At 69.2% G+C, this 14,753-nt stretch carries 17 protein-coding genes; 8 read left to right on the top strand and 9 right to left on the bottom strand.

The window, feature by feature from the left end:
• Nucleotides 1-182: 182 nt before the first annotated feature.
• Entirely contained in the window at nucleotides 183-1,343 is a 1,161-nt protein-coding gene (locus LK10_RS21820; protein WP_156144100.1) for a M23 family metallopeptidase, read from the top strand.
• A gap of 30 nt (nucleotides 1,344-1,373) precedes the next feature.
• Here the strand turns inward: LK10_RS21820 and LK10_RS08685 are convergent, their stop codons facing one another.
• Nucleotides 1,374-2,264 (bottom strand): Cof-type HAD-IIB family hydrolase, encoded by an 891-nt coding sequence (locus tag LK10_RS08685; protein ID WP_231567692.1) that lies wholly within the window; start codon nucleotides 2,262-2,264, stop codon nucleotides 1,374-1,376.
• A gap of 170 nt (nucleotides 2,265-2,434) precedes the next feature.
• On the opposite strand from LK10_RS08685, the gene LK10_RS08680 reads away from it, so the two are divergent.
• The gene (locus LK10_RS08680) at nucleotides 2,435-2,734 is read left to right on the top strand and encodes a type II toxin-antitoxin system VapB family antitoxin (RefSeq protein WP_043122642.1); all 300 of its coding nucleotides are present in this window, start codon (nucleotides 2,435-2,437) and stop codon (nucleotides 2,732-2,734) included.
• 12 nt (nucleotides 2,735-2,746) lie between these two features.
• Entirely contained in the window at nucleotides 2,747-3,397 is a 651-nt protein-coding gene (locus LK10_RS08675) for a LytR C-terminal domain-containing protein (protein ID WP_052207118.1), read from the top strand.
• An 11-nt stretch (nucleotides 3,398-3,408) separates the two neighbouring features.
• Here the strand turns inward: LK10_RS08675 and LK10_RS08670 are convergent, their stop codons facing one another.
• Nucleotides 3,409-4,074, bottom strand: coding sequence for a TetR/AcrR family transcriptional regulator (locus LK10_RS08670; protein WP_043122460.1), 666 nt, complete (start codon nucleotides 4,072-4,074; stop codon nucleotides 3,409-3,411).
• A 103-nt stretch (nucleotides 4,075-4,177) separates the two neighbouring features.
• On the opposite strand from LK10_RS08670, the gene LK10_RS08665 reads away from it, so the two are divergent.
• A complete protein-coding gene (locus tag LK10_RS08665; RefSeq protein WP_231567691.1) occupies nucleotides 4,178-4,738 on the top strand; it encodes an HPP family protein in 561 nt (186 codons plus the stop codon).
• Between the two features lie 248 nt (nucleotides 4,739-4,986).
• On the opposite strand, the gene LK10_RS08660 is transcribed toward LK10_RS08665, so the two are convergent.
• Genes LK10_RS08660 through LK10_RS08650 form a run of 3 tightly spaced genes read right to left on the bottom strand, consistent with a single transcriptional unit; the run spans nucleotide 4,987 to nucleotide 8,014 of the window.
• Nucleotides 4,987-6,147, bottom strand: coding sequence for a Gfo/Idh/MocA family protein (locus LK10_RS08660; protein ID WP_043122459.1), 1,161 nt, complete (start codon nucleotides 6,145-6,147; stop codon nucleotides 4,987-4,989).
• On the bottom strand, nucleotides 6,144-7,262 hold the full coding sequence (locus LK10_RS08655; RefSeq protein WP_043122458.1) for a Gfo/Idh/MocA family protein: 1,119 nt from the start codon (nucleotides 7,260-7,262) through the stop codon (nucleotides 6,144-6,146). Before LK10_RS08655 ends, LK10_RS08660 begins: the two co-directional genes overlap by 4 nt.
• Entirely contained in the window at nucleotides 7,259-8,014 is a 756-nt protein-coding gene (locus LK10_RS08650; protein WP_043122457.1) for a sugar phosphate isomerase/epimerase family protein, read from the bottom strand. The genes LK10_RS08655 and LK10_RS08650 overlap by 4 nt, the downstream gene beginning before the upstream one ends.
• 140 nt (nucleotides 8,015-8,154) lie before the next feature.
• Here LK10_RS08650 and LK10_RS08645 point away from each other — a divergent pair, with 140 nt between their 5' ends.
• Entirely contained in the window at nucleotides 8,155-9,345 is a 1,191-nt protein-coding gene (locus LK10_RS08645; protein ID WP_043122455.1) for an ROK family transcriptional regulator, read from the top strand.
• Between the two features lie 12 nt (nucleotides 9,346-9,357).
• On the opposite strand, the gene LK10_RS08640 is transcribed toward LK10_RS08645, so the two are convergent.
• The 3 genes from LK10_RS08640 to LK10_RS08630 all read right to left on the bottom strand — a co-directional run bounded on the left by LK10_RS08640 (nucleotide 9,358) and on the right by LK10_RS08630 (nucleotide 11,153).
• Complete coding sequence (locus tag LK10_RS08640; RefSeq protein ID WP_043122452.1) at nucleotides 9,358-10,005, bottom strand: nucleoside/nucleotide kinase family protein; 648 nt, start codon at nucleotides 10,003-10,005, stop codon at nucleotides 9,358-9,360.
• On the bottom strand, nucleotides 10,002-10,442 hold the full coding sequence (locus LK10_RS08635; RefSeq protein WP_043122449.1) for a hypothetical protein: 441 nt from the start codon (nucleotides 10,440-10,442) through the stop codon (nucleotides 10,002-10,004). The genes LK10_RS08640 and LK10_RS08635 overlap by 4 nt, the downstream gene beginning before the upstream one ends.
• 66 nt (nucleotides 10,443-10,508) lie before the next feature.
• Nucleotides 10,509-11,153, bottom strand: coding sequence for an SAM-dependent methyltransferase (locus LK10_RS08630; protein ID WP_043122446.1), 645 nt, complete (start codon nucleotides 11,151-11,153; stop codon nucleotides 10,509-10,511).
• A gap of 154 nt (nucleotides 11,154-11,307) precedes the next feature.
• Here LK10_RS08630 and LK10_RS08625 point away from each other — a divergent pair, with 154 nt between their 5' ends.
• From LK10_RS08625 to LK10_RS08615, 3 genes are all read left to right on the top strand, one after another.
• Entirely contained in the window at nucleotides 11,308-11,496 is a 189-nt protein-coding gene (locus LK10_RS08625) for a DUF1918 domain-containing protein (protein ID WP_043122444.1), read from the top strand.
• Between the two features lie 115 nt (nucleotides 11,497-11,611).
• Nucleotides 11,612-12,706, top strand: a complete 1,095-nt coding sequence (locus tag LK10_RS08620) for a baeRF2 domain-containing protein (protein ID WP_043122442.1) — start codon at nucleotides 11,612-11,614, stop codon at nucleotides 12,704-12,706.
• 43 nt (nucleotides 12,707-12,749) lie between these two features.
• The gene (locus LK10_RS08615; RefSeq protein WP_043122441.1) at nucleotides 12,750-13,718 is read left to right on the top strand and encodes an aldo/keto reductase; all 969 of its coding nucleotides are present in this window, start codon (nucleotides 12,750-12,752) and stop codon (nucleotides 13,716-13,718) included.
• A 96-nt stretch (nucleotides 13,719-13,814) separates the two neighbouring features.
• Here the strand turns inward: LK10_RS08615 and LK10_RS08610 are convergent, their stop codons facing one another.
• Nucleotides 13,815-14,666: a DUF559 domain-containing protein gene (locus LK10_RS08610; RefSeq protein ID WP_081998391.1), complete on the bottom strand. Its 852-nt coding sequence runs from the start codon at nucleotides 14,664-14,666 to the stop codon at nucleotides 13,815-13,817.
• Between the last annotated feature and the right edge of the window lie 87 nt (nucleotides 14,667-14,753).

The raw sequence follows: 14,753 nt of genomic DNA, 5'->3' as shown, positions 1-14,753 counted from the left end.
TCTGATCCTCGATTGGCGCGGATCTGCTCTCACTGCTCCCGTTTTCTTGACAAGCTGTCGAAGCGCTGTGTGACTCTGTCAATGTCTAGCGGGATCGCTCTGTCTAACTGACAATGGAGCCATTCGGCGCGAATTACTTGGATAGATCATGCCGAAAAACGCATGACTGATTGGGGAGTCACGTGGAGCAGCAAAGCGGTGCAGGGCGTCAGATCGGTCGTCGAGGCTTCGTCGGGCTACTTATACCGATAGCCTGCGCGGTCTGCGGCGCGAACGCGGCGTTCGCCGATTCCGGTAGCTCGGACGTCGTGCGCGCTGACCCGAACGCGACCCTCACCTTCGACCGTTCTGCGGTCAGTTCGATCCCCGCCGGCAATCACTCGGGAACAGTCATGGTCGCCTCGGCAGACCTTCCTCGGCCTGCGAAGGGGCAACTGTACGCTCCGCTCGAAACCCTTGTGCCTACCTCGCCCTTCGGCTATCGGATCAACCCCCTGACCGGGCAGCCGGGCGAGTTCCACTGGGGCCAGGACTTCGCGGCCGCGGAGGGCACGCGCGTCTACGCTGCCGACGCCGGAGTTGTCCAGGCCGCGGGTTGGCACCCCTGGGGTGGTGGGAACCGCGTCGAAGTCAACCACGGCAACGGTCTCGTGACCACCTACAACCACATGCACGCGTGCGCCGTGAAGGCTGGGGACTCGGTTCAGCCGAGTCAGGTCGTCGGTCTCGTGGGCCACACGGGCAGCGCTACAGGCCCGCACCTCCACTTCGAGACCCACCTCAGCGGCGTCTACGAGGACCCCATGAAGTGGACGTATATCCCGATCAAGCAGACAGATCCGGTCACGAATCTCACCCTCACCGACTACACGCCCAAGAGCGGTCAGACCCCGGCGAACCAGAACTGGAGCGTTCCCACGACCCTCGACGAGCCAGCCCCGGGAGAGACGATCCAGAAGGCGCCGGCACCCGCACCGACCGCTCCGGGGCCAGCGGCGGCCCCTACGCCCAGCCATTCACCGGCAGCCTCGAACCCCGCGCCGACTACCGGCCCGGCACCCACGTCGAAACAGACGTCGGCCAGCCCGTCGTCGTCCGCGAGCCCCAGCCACACGCCGAGCCCGACGCCTACGCCGAGCCCCACCCCCACGCCGAGCCCCACGCCGTCGCCCACGGCGACCCCTACGCCCACGCCGAGCCCCACCGCGACGTTGAATGGCGCTCCGTCGATGGCCACCTCAGCAACGGCGACACCGTCACCAACCCCGACGGCGACACCAACCCCGTCGCCTACCGCGACAGCAACGCCTACGCCCACGGCTACCGCGACCCCGACCCCCTAGCCCGAGCTGGGCCGTTCCCGGGACGCTGAGTCAGCGATTGGCCATAACCGCGTTGCGCCACTCGCGCAGGAAGGCGAGCCCGGCGTCGTCGTGGATGACCTCGGGGCCGAGGCCGAGATAGCCCGCCGTGAGGATCTCGTACGGCTTCTCCGGAACGCCGTCCTCAGGGCGGACGTCTACGTGCGAGACCTCGTGGTCGTTGTGGTGGAGCCAATCGGCCATCGCGTAGTCGGTCCGCGAATCGCCCATGGTGAACCAGGCTTGCGGCACGATCCCGTCCCGGCGCAGGAGCTCGCACGCGCGGCTCGCCCCGAGGTCCTTTCCGAGCCGGACCGACTCGATGTCGGTCGAGATGATCGTCGGGTCCACGCGGTAGTCCACCGTGTCGTCTTGGCCCGGAACGTGATGGTCCAACCGCACAGCACCGAGTCCGAGCTGCGCCATGATGGCCATCGCGTCGGAGTCGAAATGCTCCTGGATGGCGCGATATTCGCTGTTCGGAACGTCGACGCGCTGCTCGACCGAGACCATCGCCCGCTTGGTCTCATCGAAGAACATATAGTCCGCGTACTTCTCCTTCACCAGGCGCCGGACCTCGTCCGCGAAGCCGACGGGGACGGCGAGGTCGCGGTCCACCCGGACGGGAGTCGCGGCGGCGCCGGAGAAGGAGAACCAGGTGGCGCCCTTCTCGCAGATCGCGTGAACGGTGAGCGAGGACGGCATCCCCTCGGCCAGCATCGGTTCCATCACCTGGCCCGCGATGAAAGCGTCCGAGCGGCCAGTATTGAAGACAAGGGGAATTCCGGCCTCGCCGAGCTCGAGCAGGAGCGAGATGATCTCGGGCTTGACTGAGCGGCTCACAGGGCTCGCGATCGGGCCGTCGACATCGAGCAGGAGGGCGAAAGGGGGTCGGAGGTCCATGCCACCCATTCTTTCAGGCACCCCGTGCGCAAGCCGCCGATGACGGGCTACGGCGACAAATCGGCGTCGTCCGCTGGCTTTCCGAAGCGGTCCGTAACCGTTCGGCCACAATCCTGAGGGGCGCGGCATGCGGCATGACGCTCGGGCGAGCGCCTGCCTACTCTAGTCGCGTGATCTTCAAAGCTGTGGGGGACGGGCGCCCCTACCCGGACCATGGGTACCACACGCCCAAGGACTGGGCCGCCCTCCCGCCGCGTCCCGTGCGGCTCGATGAGCTCGTCACGACCAAGCGCACCTTGGATCTTGAGGCCCTCCTCGCCGAGGACTCGACCTTCTTCGGCGACCTCTTCCCGCACGTCGTCCAATACCAAGGGGTCCTCTACCTCGAGGACGGACTCCACCGCGCCCTGCGGACGGCCCTTCACCAGCGCACGGCCATCCACGCGCGCGTCCTCGATCTCGATTCCTGAGCCGAGGGCGCCATGAGCCGCAAGCCCAAGGACCTCACCGTCTACCACGGGCACCACGTCATCGACGGGGAGCACCTGCGCTCGCAGTTCGAGGCGGAACGCGACGAGCGGGAGCGCCAGCGGAGCAAATGGCGGAAGATCCGGCACGGCGTCATGCTCACGCTCCTGCTGCTCCTCGTCGTCGGCGGCTCGACGGGAGCCTGGGCCGTTCTGACCGGCCGGATCGTCCTCTCGCCGCAGGCCGCCTCGCCCGCGCCGACCATGGGATGCCCCGCCGGTCCATTCGACTACGCTGCCCCGCAGTCGGTTCACGTCAACGTGCTCAACGCCACGGGCCAGGACGGTCTCGCGCGCAGCATCGCGGATCAGCTCGCACAGCGGAAGTTCGTTGTCGGCAAGGTCGCCAACTCCACGGCCGATGGGGCGCCGCCCGCACTCATCGTGTCGGGGGCCGCGGGTGAAGGGGCGGCGTTCACGGTCCAGCGGACCGTGCCGGGGAGCGTCTACACCGCCGACGGGCGGGGCGACTCGAGCGTGGACCTCATCCTCCTGCCCGGTTTCGCGGGCCTCAAGGACCCGGGCCTCGTGGACCAGACGCCCGGCGGACTCGTGTGCGCCGGGGCCTCGCCGAGCCCGGCCCCGCCCGCGCCCCCGGCGCCTTAGGCCTGCCGGGCTCAGCCGCGGACCGGTCTCCCGATTTCGTCGAAGCGTGCCCCCACGCCGAGCTGGATGAAGCGCACAGTGGCTTCGGTGTGGCGATCGTGCCGCGCGTCCGGCACGCGGAGTTCCGGGTCCTGGGCCTCGGCGTCGCCCTCCCGGCGTCCGCGGTCGGCACTCGCGGCGAGCGAGCCGAGCACGAGCTGGGCGAGTTCGTCGAGGTCGGCCCGCGGAATGTAGCCCTCGTCCATGCATGCTCGGAGGATGTCCCGCAGCACCGCGTGGAGCTCGCCGACGTGGTCGCCGAGCTTTGCGAACGATGACGGCGAAAGCACGGCCCGCATTGCAGGGCCCGGCGGGAGGTGGCGGCGGGAAAGGTCCTCGATCTGGGCGCGGATGTAGACGGCTAGGCGGTCGACCGGATTGTCGAGGCGCCCGAGCTCATCCTTGAGATCGCTCAGGAAGCGGCCGGTCTCGTCGAGGGCATAGCCGATGAGGAGCTCTTCGAGATCCGCGTAGTAGTTGTAGACCGCCGTCCGGCCGACGCCGGCTTGGCGCGCGACGTCTGTCATCGTCAGCCCAGGGAGGCCGCGCGTGAAGAGCAGTTCGCCGAACGCGTCGAGAATGCGGCGCTGAGTGAGCGCGCGCTGGGCGGCGTTGGATTCTGCCTGAATGCGGGGCATAGGCCCATTTTAAGTCGATGTGTCAGTAAGCGAGATCCATCCGCGAGCTGATCTGCCGATTCTGGGTGCTCGGCTCGGGGTAGCGCCAAGGTGGACGAAGCCGATGAGCGGACAGGAGACCGGGATGCTGGTGTGGTTGACAGAGAGGGTCGGACCGCTGGGCGCCGGGCTCTACGCTGGAGTGCTGTGTCTCGTGGTGCTCACGGTCGCGGGGATTGTGGGCCTCGGGCTGCATGAGCCTTGGCTGTTCCCCAGCCTGGGCCCCACCGCCATGATGTTCTTCGAGACCCCGCAGGCCAAGGCGGCGCGACCGCTCGACACGCTCGTCGGGCACGGAGTTGCGCTCGTGGTGGGCATCGCGATGTTCTTCGCGTTCGGGCTCGAGGGCCTTCCGTTCGCGCCCGGCGGCAGTCTCACCCTCGGCCACGTCCTTGCTGGCGCGCTGTCGGTGGCTGTCACGACGCTCATACTTTCGTGCGTCAAGCTGCCCCATCCTCCCGCCGGGGCGACCACGCTCATCGTGAGCCTCGGGATCCTGCGCGGCTTCACGGCGTGGGGCACGATGGCGGCGGCCATTGTGCTTCTCACGGTGATGGGCTGGGGACTCAACATTCTGCTGCACGAACACCCTTCTCCTCGGACCGAGGCGGCGATGAAGCGGTGACGCGGTGAACGCTGGGGCCGCCTGCTTCGGTTGGTGAGGCAGGCTCTCAGCCCCCAGCATCCGCTCCAGCCCACTTCTGGGCCAGCGAAATCGGGTCCGGCCGCAACACGCCGCGGTTCTGACTGATTGAGAAATCACAAGTGGGCTGGAGCGTAGAGCCTGCTCGTCGGGCGGGTGAGTTGGCGTACCCGAGATGGGTTTTGGGGTGAGTTGGCGTACCCGAAACAGGGGGTTCTAGAGCTGGACGTCTAGAGCTGGACGGTGGTCGACTTCGCGGCGGCGGATTCCTCGATCGCGGCCAGGACTCGTTGGACCTGAAGGCCGTCCTCGAGGGAGGGCGAGGGCGGGTTGCCGTCGCGGATCGCCAGGAGGAAGTCGCGGATCTGGTGGGTGAACGTGTGCTCCCACCCGATCACATGCCCCTGCGGCCACCATGCCTCGAGGTACGGGTGCTCGGGTTCGGTCACGACGATCCGCCGGAACCCCTGCTCCTGGACCGGCCCGGTGCCGTCGAGGAACTCGAGCTCGTTGAGTCGTTCGAGGTCGAAGGCGAGCGAGCCCTCGGACCCGTAGACCTCGATCCGGAGCGAGTTCTTCCGCCCGAGCGCCACGCGCGAGGCCTCGACCGAGGCGATCGCACCGCCGGAGAGCGCGAGGATCGCCCAAGCAGCGTCATCGACAGTGACGTCCTCGAGGCCGTCCCGGCCGGGCCGCCGGCCCACGAAGGTGTGCAGCCGCCCGGACGCCTCGGCCACGGTGTCGCCGAGGAGGTACTGGACCTGGTCGATCGCGTGCGAGGCGATGTCCCCCAGCGCCCCGGACCCGGCGGTCTCCTTCCGCAGCCGCCACGTCATCGGCGATTCCGAATCAGCGAGCCAGTCCTGCAGATACGATGCCCGGACCTCCCGGACCGTGCCGAGCCGGCCGTCCGCGATCAGCTGGCGCGCGTACGCGAGGGCCGGGACGCGGCGGTAGTTGAACCCGACCATGGACTGCACGCCGCGGGCGCGGGCATCCTGGGCGGCGGCGACCATGGCCTCGGACTCGGCGAGGGTGTTGGAGAGGGGCTTCTCCACGAGGACGTGCTTGCCGGCCTCGAGCGCGGCGATCGCGATCTCGGCGTGCAGCCACCCGGGCGCGCAGATGTCCACGATGTCCACATCGTCCCGGGCGATCACCTCGCGCCAGTCCGTCGCCGACTCCGCCCACCCGTACCGCGCCGCGGCCTCGGCCACGGACTCCGGGTCCCGGCCCACGAGGACCCGCTGCTCGACGGCGGGGACGTCGAAGTACGCCCCCACGTTCCGCCAAGCCTGCGAGTGCGCCTTGCCCATGAACGCATACCCGATGGCCGCGACCCCGAGGGGCCGCGGCGTCGCTTCCCGCCCGGGGAGGCCGGGTGCGCTCATGCGAGCACCCCGTCGAGGGTGGCCGTCTCGGGGGCCCAGTCCTCGGGCAGGGGGGCGGACGACGGCGCGGAGCTGGCGACGTCGGTGAACGCGCCCGAGTCGATCGACTCGGAGACCGAGACCATGGTGTCCAGCACGTGGTACGCGAGCTGGCCCGTGGCCCGGTGGGGTTCGCCTGCGCGGATGGACCGGGCCATGTCCAGAACGCCCATGCCCCGCCCGTTCGCCGGGCCGGTCGTGGGGATCGGCGTCCACCCGTCCGACCCGTTGGGGTGGATCTCGAGGGGCCCGTCGAAGTAGTTCGGATCCGGCACCGACAGGGTCGCCTCCGTGCCGGTGATCTCGACGTAGCCCACGCGCTTGAAGGGCGACTGGAAGCTGAAGATGCTGTGCGAGGACGCCCCAGACTCGAACTCGGCCAGCGCGCTGACGTGCGTCGGGACCTCGACCTCGAACTCCTCTCCGGCCTTCGGCCCCGAACCGATCACGCGCGTGGCCTTTGACTTGGACCCGAGCGCAGCGACCCGGCGGATGCTGCCGAAGGCCTGGACCAGGGTTGTGAAGTAGTACGGGCCCATGTCGAACAGCGGTCCGGCCCCGCGCTGGAACAGGAACGCGGGGTTCGGGTGCCACGACTCGGGGCCAGGGTTCTGGAACACGGTCTGCGCGGTGAGGGGCTCCCCGATGTCGCCGCGCTTGATCACGCGCAGGGCCGTCTGAATGCCCGCCCCGAGGAAGGTGTCGGGAGCGCACCCGAGCCGCAGCCCGGCGTCGTCCGCCTCCTTCAGCAGGCCGAGGCCGCTCTCGCGGTCGAGCGAGAACGGCTTCTCACTCCAGACGTGCTTGCCGGCGCGCACCGCGGCCGTGGCGACCTCGACGTGCGCGGCCGGGATCGTGAGGTTCACGATGATGTCCACGCCCGGGTGGTTCAGGGCCAGTTCGGGGGCGCCATGCTCGGCGATCCCGTACTCCTCTGCGCGGGCCTCGGCAGCCTGGGGGAACAGGTCCGCGATCACGTGGACCTTCAGATCCGGGAACTTCGTGAGGTTGTCCAAGTACTGCTTGCTGATCACCCCGGCGCCGATCAGGCCGACGCCAACAGGTCCGCGGCTCATCGCGCAGCCTCCTCGCCCGTCGGCGCCCCGGCCTCGAGGTAGCGCAGCGAGGCCGCGACGCCCTCGAAGATATCGCCGGAGTAGTCGTCGAACTCGACGACGCCGACCTCGAGGTTCTTCGCAGCGGCGATGACGCCCCAGATGTCCACCTTGCCCTGGCCCGCGGGCTGCTGGGCCTTGCGGTCCTCGTTGACGGGGCCATCCTTGAGGTGGACCGCGACGACGCGGTCGCCGAGCCTCCCGAGGACGGCGATGGGATCCTCCCCGCCCACTGCAACCCAGTAGGCATCGACCTCGAGGACGACCTCCGGGTCGAGGAGCGAAGCGAAGAACTCGAGCGCGTTCGTGCCCTCGACCTTGGACTCGAGCTCCCACCAGTGGTTGTGGTAGCCGACGCGGATGCCGTACTCCGCGCCCTTCTTCGCGGCCTCGTTCAGTCGGGCTGCGGTGTCGCGGATGGTCTCGGCGTCCTGCCACTTCTCGGCCGGGACGAACGGATCGATGACCGTGCCGATGCCGAGCCGCTTGGCGGCGGCGAAGATCTCGTCCTGGTCTGCAGAGAGCAGCGGGGCGTGCCCGGTCGGGGCGCTGATACCGTTCTCCTCGAACGCAGTGGCGAACTCCTCGGCGCGCTCTGCGAACTTGTACGGCTCGGCCTGGGTGTAGCCGATCTCTGCGAGCCGGCGTATGGTGCCGGGCAGATCCTTCTCGATCGCATCCCGGACTGTGTAGAGCTGGACTGAATAGGCCATGGGACAGGTCCTCTCGGGTTGGCGGAGGTCAGCGCAGCGTGGCGTGATCTACTTCACTTGAAGCCTAGGGGCACTTTTGACGGTACGCAAGCAAAAGTTGAAGGGTCGACGTACCGAAGTCGCTGTGCCACACTAAGCGCATGGCAGACGACGGACGCTCAGGTCCCCGCGCTGGCGACCTGTTCCAGCTCCTTCGTGACGGGAAAGCGTGGACGCGGGCGGAGCTCGCGACGACGACGGGCCTCGCGCGCTCCACAGTCGCCGGCAAGGTCGACCTCCTGCTCAGTTCGGGCCTCGTCGTGTCCGTCGGTGAGGCCAGCTCGAGCGGTGGCCGCCCGCCGTCCCGCTTCGCGTTCCACGCGGAGGCCCGCACCGTGCTCGCCGTCGACGTCGGGGCGAGCCATGTCCGGGTTGCCCTCACCGATCTGAACGGCGAGGTGCTCGCCGAGGAACGCGAGCTGATGCCCGTCGCGGCCGGCCCCGAAGCCGTGCTCGGCTACGTCATCGAATCCGCCGAGCGCCTGCTCGCTGCGACTCACCACCCGGAGAGCCTGCTCGCGGGCGTTGGCATCGGGCTCCCCGGCCCGGTCGAGCACGCCACAGGCCGGCCGGTGAAGCCACCGATCATGCCGGGGTGGGACGGGTTCGACGTGGTCGGCTTCGTCCAGCAGTCCCTCCGTGTCCCTGTTCTCGTGGACAACGACGTCAACATCATGGCACTCGGCGAGCGGGCAGGCTTCTGGCCCGACGTCGACGACCTCCTGTTCATCAAGCTCGCCACCGGCATCGGCTCCGGCATCATCAGCAGTGGCCACCTCCAGCGCGGCGCCGACGGCACCGCGGGGGACCTCGGCCACGTGCGCGTCGCGCGGGGCGACGGCGTCGTATGCCGTTGCGGGAACGTCGGCTGCCTCGAGGCCCTCGCCTCGGGGGACGCCGTCGCGCACTCCCTCGCCGAGCAAGGCGTCGACGCACCGAACGGCGCCACCGTCGTCGAGCTCGCGTCGCACGGCAACAGCGCCGCGATCCAGTCCCTGCGGCAGGCCGGACGGGACATCGGCGAGGTGCTCGCGACGTGCGTGAACCTGCTCAACCCGAGCGTGATCGTGATCGGCGGCTCGATGGCCGCCGCCGGAGAGCACATCATGGCGGGTGTGCGGGAGGTCGTCTACCGCCGTTCGCCACCGCTCGCCACGACGAATCTGCGCATCGTTCTCTCCCGCGCAGGCGAGCGTGCCGCCGTCATGGGCGCGAGTCAGCTGGTCTCCCAGCACGTGCTCTCGCCGGCGGGCATCGAAGCCGCCCTCTTGAGCATGGCGACGGCTGGCTGACGCGAACGCCGCCTACCCCTCCGCGATCCGCAGCACCCTGTCCGCGCGCTCGGCCGTCGCCGCGATGAGCGCGGCATTCGCCTCGTCCGTGCCGAGGGCCCACGCCCGCGCGGCCTCAGGGCTCTTGCCGAAGGCGACGTGTCGCGCAATGAGGCGCTCCCGGCGCACGTCTGGCGCGGGCTCGAGGAACCAGCACTCGGTGAGGCAGGCGCGCACGCGGGGCCACGCGCCGTCGTCCGCCAGGAGGTAGTTCCCCTCGGTGACCACGAGCGGGACGTCGGGGCGCACCTCGATGCTTCCGGCGATCGGCTCCTCGAGGTTCCGGTCGAAGCGCGGGGCGTAGACGATCTCGCCCGGGCGCGGGTGGCGGATGCGTTCGAGGAGGGCGGCGTAGCCGGCGTCGTCGAAAGTGTGGATCGCGCCCTTGACGTCGCGGAGACCGCGGGCGGCCAAGACTGCATCGGCGAGGTGAAAGCCGTCCATGGGCACGAGCACCGCCCGCTCCGGGCCGAGCGCCTCGACGATCCCTTCGCCGAGCGTCGACTTCCCGGCGCCCGGCGCCCCCGTGATGCCGAGGATGGTGCGCCGCTTCCCGGACGCAAGCCGGGTGGCGGCCTCGATGAGGTCCGCGAGCGTCGTCGCCTGGGCGCGTGCCGTCATGCGGGCAGGTGGGTGAGCGCGGAGATCCCGAGGATGACGAGCGAGGCGACCTTGACGAGTTCAAGCCCCACGTACCAGAGGTGCAGGCTGTGGCGCGGCATCGCGTCGCTGACGTTTCCGCTCGTGTAGCGGCGGTCCATCCGCGGGCGCAGCACGGCGACGTCGAGCACGAGCACGACGACGAGAATCGCCATGAGCACGACCGCCGCGGCCGGCGTCGATCCGCCCAAGGCGACGAGGCACACGACGACGACGGCGGCAAGGACGCATTCGGCGGTGTTGAGCGCGCGGAACACGAGGCGGCCGATCCCGACGCCGAGCTCGATCGTGATGCCGGGCGCCCGGAACTTGAGCGGCGCCTCGAGGAACGAGATCGCGAGCACCATCCCGAGCCACACGAATACCGCTGCCGACGCCACCGCTGTCGCCACTGTCACGCTTGTTCACCTCGAAAGGAAGGGGTCAGTTCTGCCCTTTCGAGATTAGTCCTGGTTTCGCGCGCTTCAGTCCGCCGCGAGGCGCCAGGCCCTGAGCACGGCATCGGTCATGACCGCCGTCTGGCCCTCCGGCCCCGAGACTTCCCGGCCCTCCGACGTCGTGGCCTCGACCTCCCACCCGCCAGCCCGCAGCCCGAGGCTCATGGCGAGCTCCTCCGCCGTCGGAAGCTCTGCCTCGTCCGCGTGGCGGTGGCGGCCCCACGGCGGGAAGGCGGTGTGTCCGACCACGAGCAGGAGGCCACCCGGCGCGACGGCAGCCGCGGCACGGCGAAGGATCCGGTCGCGCGGCAGCTCGATCGGCGAGTGCAGGAACTGGGCCGAGACCAGGTCGTATTCGCCCTCCGGCTCCCACTCGCCCAGGTCGCGTTCGAGCCATTGGACCCGGTTCGTGACGCCCGCGTCTTCGGCGTGCTGCCGCGCGCGGGAGAGCGCGACGGCGGAGACATCCACCGCCGTGACCGTCCAGCCGCGAGCGGCGAGCCAGATCGCGTCGGCACCCTCGCCGCACCCGAGGTCAAGGGCCCGCGCAGGGGCAACGGTCTCGACCTCCCGCACGAGCGCGGCGTTGGGCTTGCCGCTCCAGACGCGCTCACGCTCGCTGTAGAAGCCGTTCCAGAACTCAGAGGGGCCCTCAGTCGTCTCGGTGTCCATCCACCACTCCTATCCGTGGGCGGGCACGGTGCGCAAGAGGGTCGGCCGCGGAAGCGGCCTCGTTGGTGGGTTCCCGCAGGTTGGGAGAGGCCTTCATGGACCCTTCCGTCCGGCGATGCCGCTACGTACCCTCGGGGCTAGGAGGTGATCCGCGATGAACGCTGTGCAGGGAGACCGCATCATCATCCACGGCCGGACGGTGGACTCCAAGGACCGGCATGGGGAGATCGTCGAAGTCAAGGGAACCAACGGGGATCCGCCCTACGTGGTCCGCTTCGATGACGGGCACGAGTCCGTGGTGTTCCCGGGCGGGGACTTCTCGATCGAAAAACCCACCAGCTGACGCTGTTGCCACATTCCCGGCCTTCCCCGCACAAATCCCGAGTGAAATCCCCGGAGGCGGGTAGGGCGTACTGAGCCGACCGAATCGAGTTGGAATCGAGTCGAGGAGGAACCACATGCATGCCCTCAGGGACTTCGCCGAAGCCCTCCGTGAGAATGGCCCCTGGTGCACCATTCACGCGAACGTGAGTACCGGAACCGTCACCAGCCTCGAGGCGACTGAGGTGTTGGGTGACAACCTTGCCCGTCAGCTCGCCGACGCCGGTGCGAGTCCCGAGGATGCGAAAGCCGCGGGCCAGCTGGTCTGGTCCGCGAAAGGCGCCGCGGGCCCGGTCTCGCGTTTCGTGCTCATCCGCGACGGCGAAGCTGTGGTGGACGAAGTCCTCCCGGGCGCGCCGACGCAGCCCGTCGTCGAATGCGGCGCGATCCCGAATCTGCTGCCGCTCGCCGCGGTGCGCGGTTCGGACCTCGAATACCTCGTGGTCGAGGTCGAGCGCGCCGAGGCGAAGATCGGCCGCTACCGCGCCTCTGCGCGGGGGCCGCTGGACCAGCAGGAGATGACGGGCGAGACCGAGAACCTGCGGAAGGTGCCCGTAGGTGGCTGGTCGCAAGGGAAGTACCAACACCGCACGGAGGAGATCTGGCGCCGCAACGGTGCCGATGTCGCGGCGGAGATCAACAGGATCGTCGAGGAGGGGGACGTGCAGCTGGTCGTCATCTCCGGCGACGAACGCGCACGGCAGATGGTGCTCGACGCACTGAGCGAGCGTGCTGCTGCCCTCGCTCAGACCGTGGACATGAACTCCTCAGCCGCAGGCGCGGATCGGGAGCGTTTCGAGGAGGAGGTCGACGCCGTCGTCGCCGGCGTCGCTGCCCGGCGACAGCACGAGATACTCGAGCGGCTCGTCGGAGGACTCGGGAGCGTCGCGGCCGGTGACTGGACCGAGACCCTCAGAGCGCTCCAGCAGGCACGCGTCGACACGCTGCTCCTCTCGCCGGAGGTCGCTGAAGGGCGCACCCTCCTTGCGCTGGGAGCCGAGCCGTGGATCGCCACCGACGAGTCCGAGTCCCTCGGCGCGCCCGTGCTCGGCAACGTGGACGCATCCGCAGCGCTCCTGCGCGCCGCCGTACTCACGAAGGCGGACACGGTCCTGTTCCCGAAGGGCGCGCTCGAGAACGGCGAGGCGGCGGCCGCGCTCCTCCGGTGGTAAGACTGGTTCAGAAAGACCCAACGGTTCCGAACAAGGGAGAACTGTGCATTACACGCGTCTCGGCAACACCGGCCTCGAAGTCTCTCGTCTCGCCGTCGGCTGCATGAGCTTCGGCGACCCGCAGCGGGGCAACCACCCCTGGAGTCTCCCCGAGGAGGAGAGCCGTACCCTCATCAAGCAGGCGGTCGAGGCCGGCATCAACTTCTTCGATACAGCCAACGTCTACTCGGCAGGCAGCAGCGAGGAGATCGTGGGCCGCGCGCTCGGGGACTTCGCCGACCGCGACTGGATCGTCCTCGCGACCAAGGTCCACGGCCGCATGCACGAGGGGGCCAACGGCGGCGGCCTGTCCCGCAAGGCGATCATGAGCGAGATCGACGCGAGCCTGCGCCGCCTCGGCACGGACTATGTGGACCTGTACCAGATCCACCGCTGGGACCCGCACACGCCCATCGAGGAGACGCTCGAGGCGCTGCACGACGTCGTCAAGGCCGGGAAGGCGCGCTACATCGGGGCCTCTTCGATGTGGGCGTGGCAGTTCTCCAAGGCCCAGTACATTGCCCGCGCGAACGGTTGGACCCCCTTCATCTCGATGCAGGACCACTACAACCTGCTGAATCGCGAAGAAGAGCGCGAGATGTACCCGCTGTGCGCGGACGAGGGCGTCGGGGCAATCCCGTGGAGCCCCCTCGCGCGTGGGCGCCTCGCCCGTGAATGGGGGACGACGACGAACCGCACCGAGACCGACGAGTTCGGCCGCACGCTGTACCACGAGAGCGACAAGGCGATCGTCGATGCCGTCGGCCGGGTCGCAGACCGCCGCGGCGTCTCGCGTGCGCAAGTCGCCCTCGCGTGGGTGCTGCGCAACCCCGTCGTCGCCGCCCCGATCGTCGGTGCGACCACGAGCTCGCACCTCGAGGATGCCATCGCCGCCCTTGAGATCGAGCTCGACGACGCCGAGGCGGCGGAGCTCGAGGAGGCCTACACGCCGCACGAGCCGGCGGGGTTCTGACCCCGCGGGGGCCGGCTGGCCTCCGTTCCTGCCGCCTCACGATTCCGACCACCTTTGAGAGGCTCTCGGCGGCGTGTCGCGCAGACACGCCGCCGTTCAGCCGATCCTCGCCGCGATCCCGGTCGGAAACCCGAGCATCCGAGCCACCTCGGCAACGAAGACCTCGGGACGGTGGACGATGTCGGCATACCCGTACCGGAAGACCGGGTGGCCGCGCAGCTGCGCCGCCCGGTCCCGGCGCCTGTCCTTCTCCCGTTGAGCGCGCTCCTCGTGGCTCTTGCCGTCGAGCTCGAGGATCAGCCACCCCTCTACGAGGGAGTCGACCCAGCCGACACCGTCGATCTCCACCTGCGTGTCGACACGGAAGCCCGCACGCCGAAGATGCACTCTCGCAAGGGTTTCGATCGGCGACTCAGAGCCGCTGTCCACTAGGTCGAGCACGGCCCGCGCTGGCCCGTTCCGGTTGCCGGGGAGCCGCTCCCGGATGAAGTCCATAGAAAGTCCTCGATGCATCGCCGACTCGGCGATGAGGAGGGCTTCGAGCTCCGGGAGGCACCGCACCGCGTGGAGGACGACGTCGGCCAGGCCCGCCACGGGCGCGTAGGCGTCCGGCGGAACCCAGGTGCCCCGGTGGATGACGGCGTCAGGCGGGTCCCCGCCAGTCTGGCGAAATAGGTGGAATCGGCCCTGGGCGGTGAGCGTCCAGAGGCCGTAGAAGCCCGCCGCGGAGGCACACGTGAGGAGTGAGCGCGTGCGCCTGGCCGCGACGAACACAGGGTCGGCCTTCGGGAGTGCGTAGAGGCCTTTGCGGACCAGGACAAGTTCTCCGCGGACGACGGCGGCCCGCACCTCGCGCTCGGCGACTCCCCTCGAGAGCAGGTCCCGCAGGCGGCAGACGCCGTGGAACAAGTGCATGACGTGGCTTATCCGGCCCCGAGAATTCCCCATGAGGCCATCCTCGGGGCCCGCCACGCGCCGTCGTCCGCGATCTCGCGCTTATGTGGATAACTCCACCCTCGGATTCCGACCAAGTTT

The sequence above is a fragment of the Sinomonas humi genome, from assembly GCF_000802235.1.
Lineage (GTDB): Bacteria > Actinomycetota > Actinomycetes > Actinomycetales > Micrococcaceae > Sinomonas > Sinomonas humi.
The sequence above is the reverse complement of the archived record's forward strand: the minus strand, read 5'-3'. Positions and strand labels throughout refer to the sequence as shown.

Excerpts from the sequence above, each read along its gene's own strand:
- LK10_RS08665 (WP_231567691.1), top strand. The coding sequence starts at position 4,178 with ATGAGCGGACAGGAGACCGGGATGCTGGTGTGGTTGACAGAGAGGGTC.
- LK10_RS08675 (WP_052207118.1), top strand. The coding sequence starts at position 2,747 with ATGAGCCGCAAGCCCAAGGACCTCACCGTCTACCACGGGCACCACGTC.
- LK10_RS08630 (WP_043122446.1), bottom strand. The coding sequence starts at position 11,153 with ATGGACACCGAGACGACTGAGGGCCCCTCTGAGTTCTGGAACGGCTTC.
- LK10_RS08650 (WP_043122457.1), bottom strand. The coding sequence starts at position 8,014 with ATGGCCTATTCAGTCCAGCTCTACACAGTCCGGGATGCGATCGAGAAG.
- LK10_RS08620 (WP_043122442.1), top strand. The coding sequence starts at position 11,612 with ATGCATGCCCTCAGGGACTTCGCCGAAGCCCTCCGTGAGAATGGCCCC.
- LK10_RS08610 (WP_081998391.1), bottom strand. The coding sequence starts at position 14,666 with ATGGGGAATTCTCGGGGCCGGATAAGCCACGTCATGCACTTGTTCCAC.
- LK10_RS08660 (WP_043122459.1), bottom strand. The coding sequence starts at position 6,147 with ATGAGCGCACCCGGCCTCCCCGGGCGGGAAGCGACGCCGCGGCCCCTC.
- LK10_RS08640 (WP_043122452.1), bottom strand. The coding sequence starts at position 10,005 with ATGACGGCACGCGCCCAGGCGACGACGCTCGCGGACCTCATCGAGGCC.
- LK10_RS08625 (WP_043122444.1), top strand. The coding sequence starts at position 11,308 with ATGAACGCTGTGCAGGGAGACCGCATCATCATCCACGGCCGGACGGTG.
- LK10_RS08655 (WP_043122458.1), bottom strand. The coding sequence starts at position 7,262 with ATGAGCCGCGGACCTGTTGGCGTCGGCCTGATCGGCGCCGGGGTGATC.
- LK10_RS08645 (WP_043122455.1), top strand. The coding sequence starts at position 8,155 with ATGGCAGACGACGGACGCTCAGGTCCCCGCGCTGGCGACCTGTTCCAG.
- LK10_RS08670 (WP_043122460.1), bottom strand. The coding sequence starts at position 4,074 with ATGCCCCGCATTCAGGCAGAATCCAACGCCGCCCAGCGCGCGCTCACT.
- LK10_RS08685 (WP_231567692.1), bottom strand. The coding sequence starts at position 2,264 with ATGGACCTCCGACCCCCTTTCGCCCTCCTGCTCGATGTCGACGGCCCG.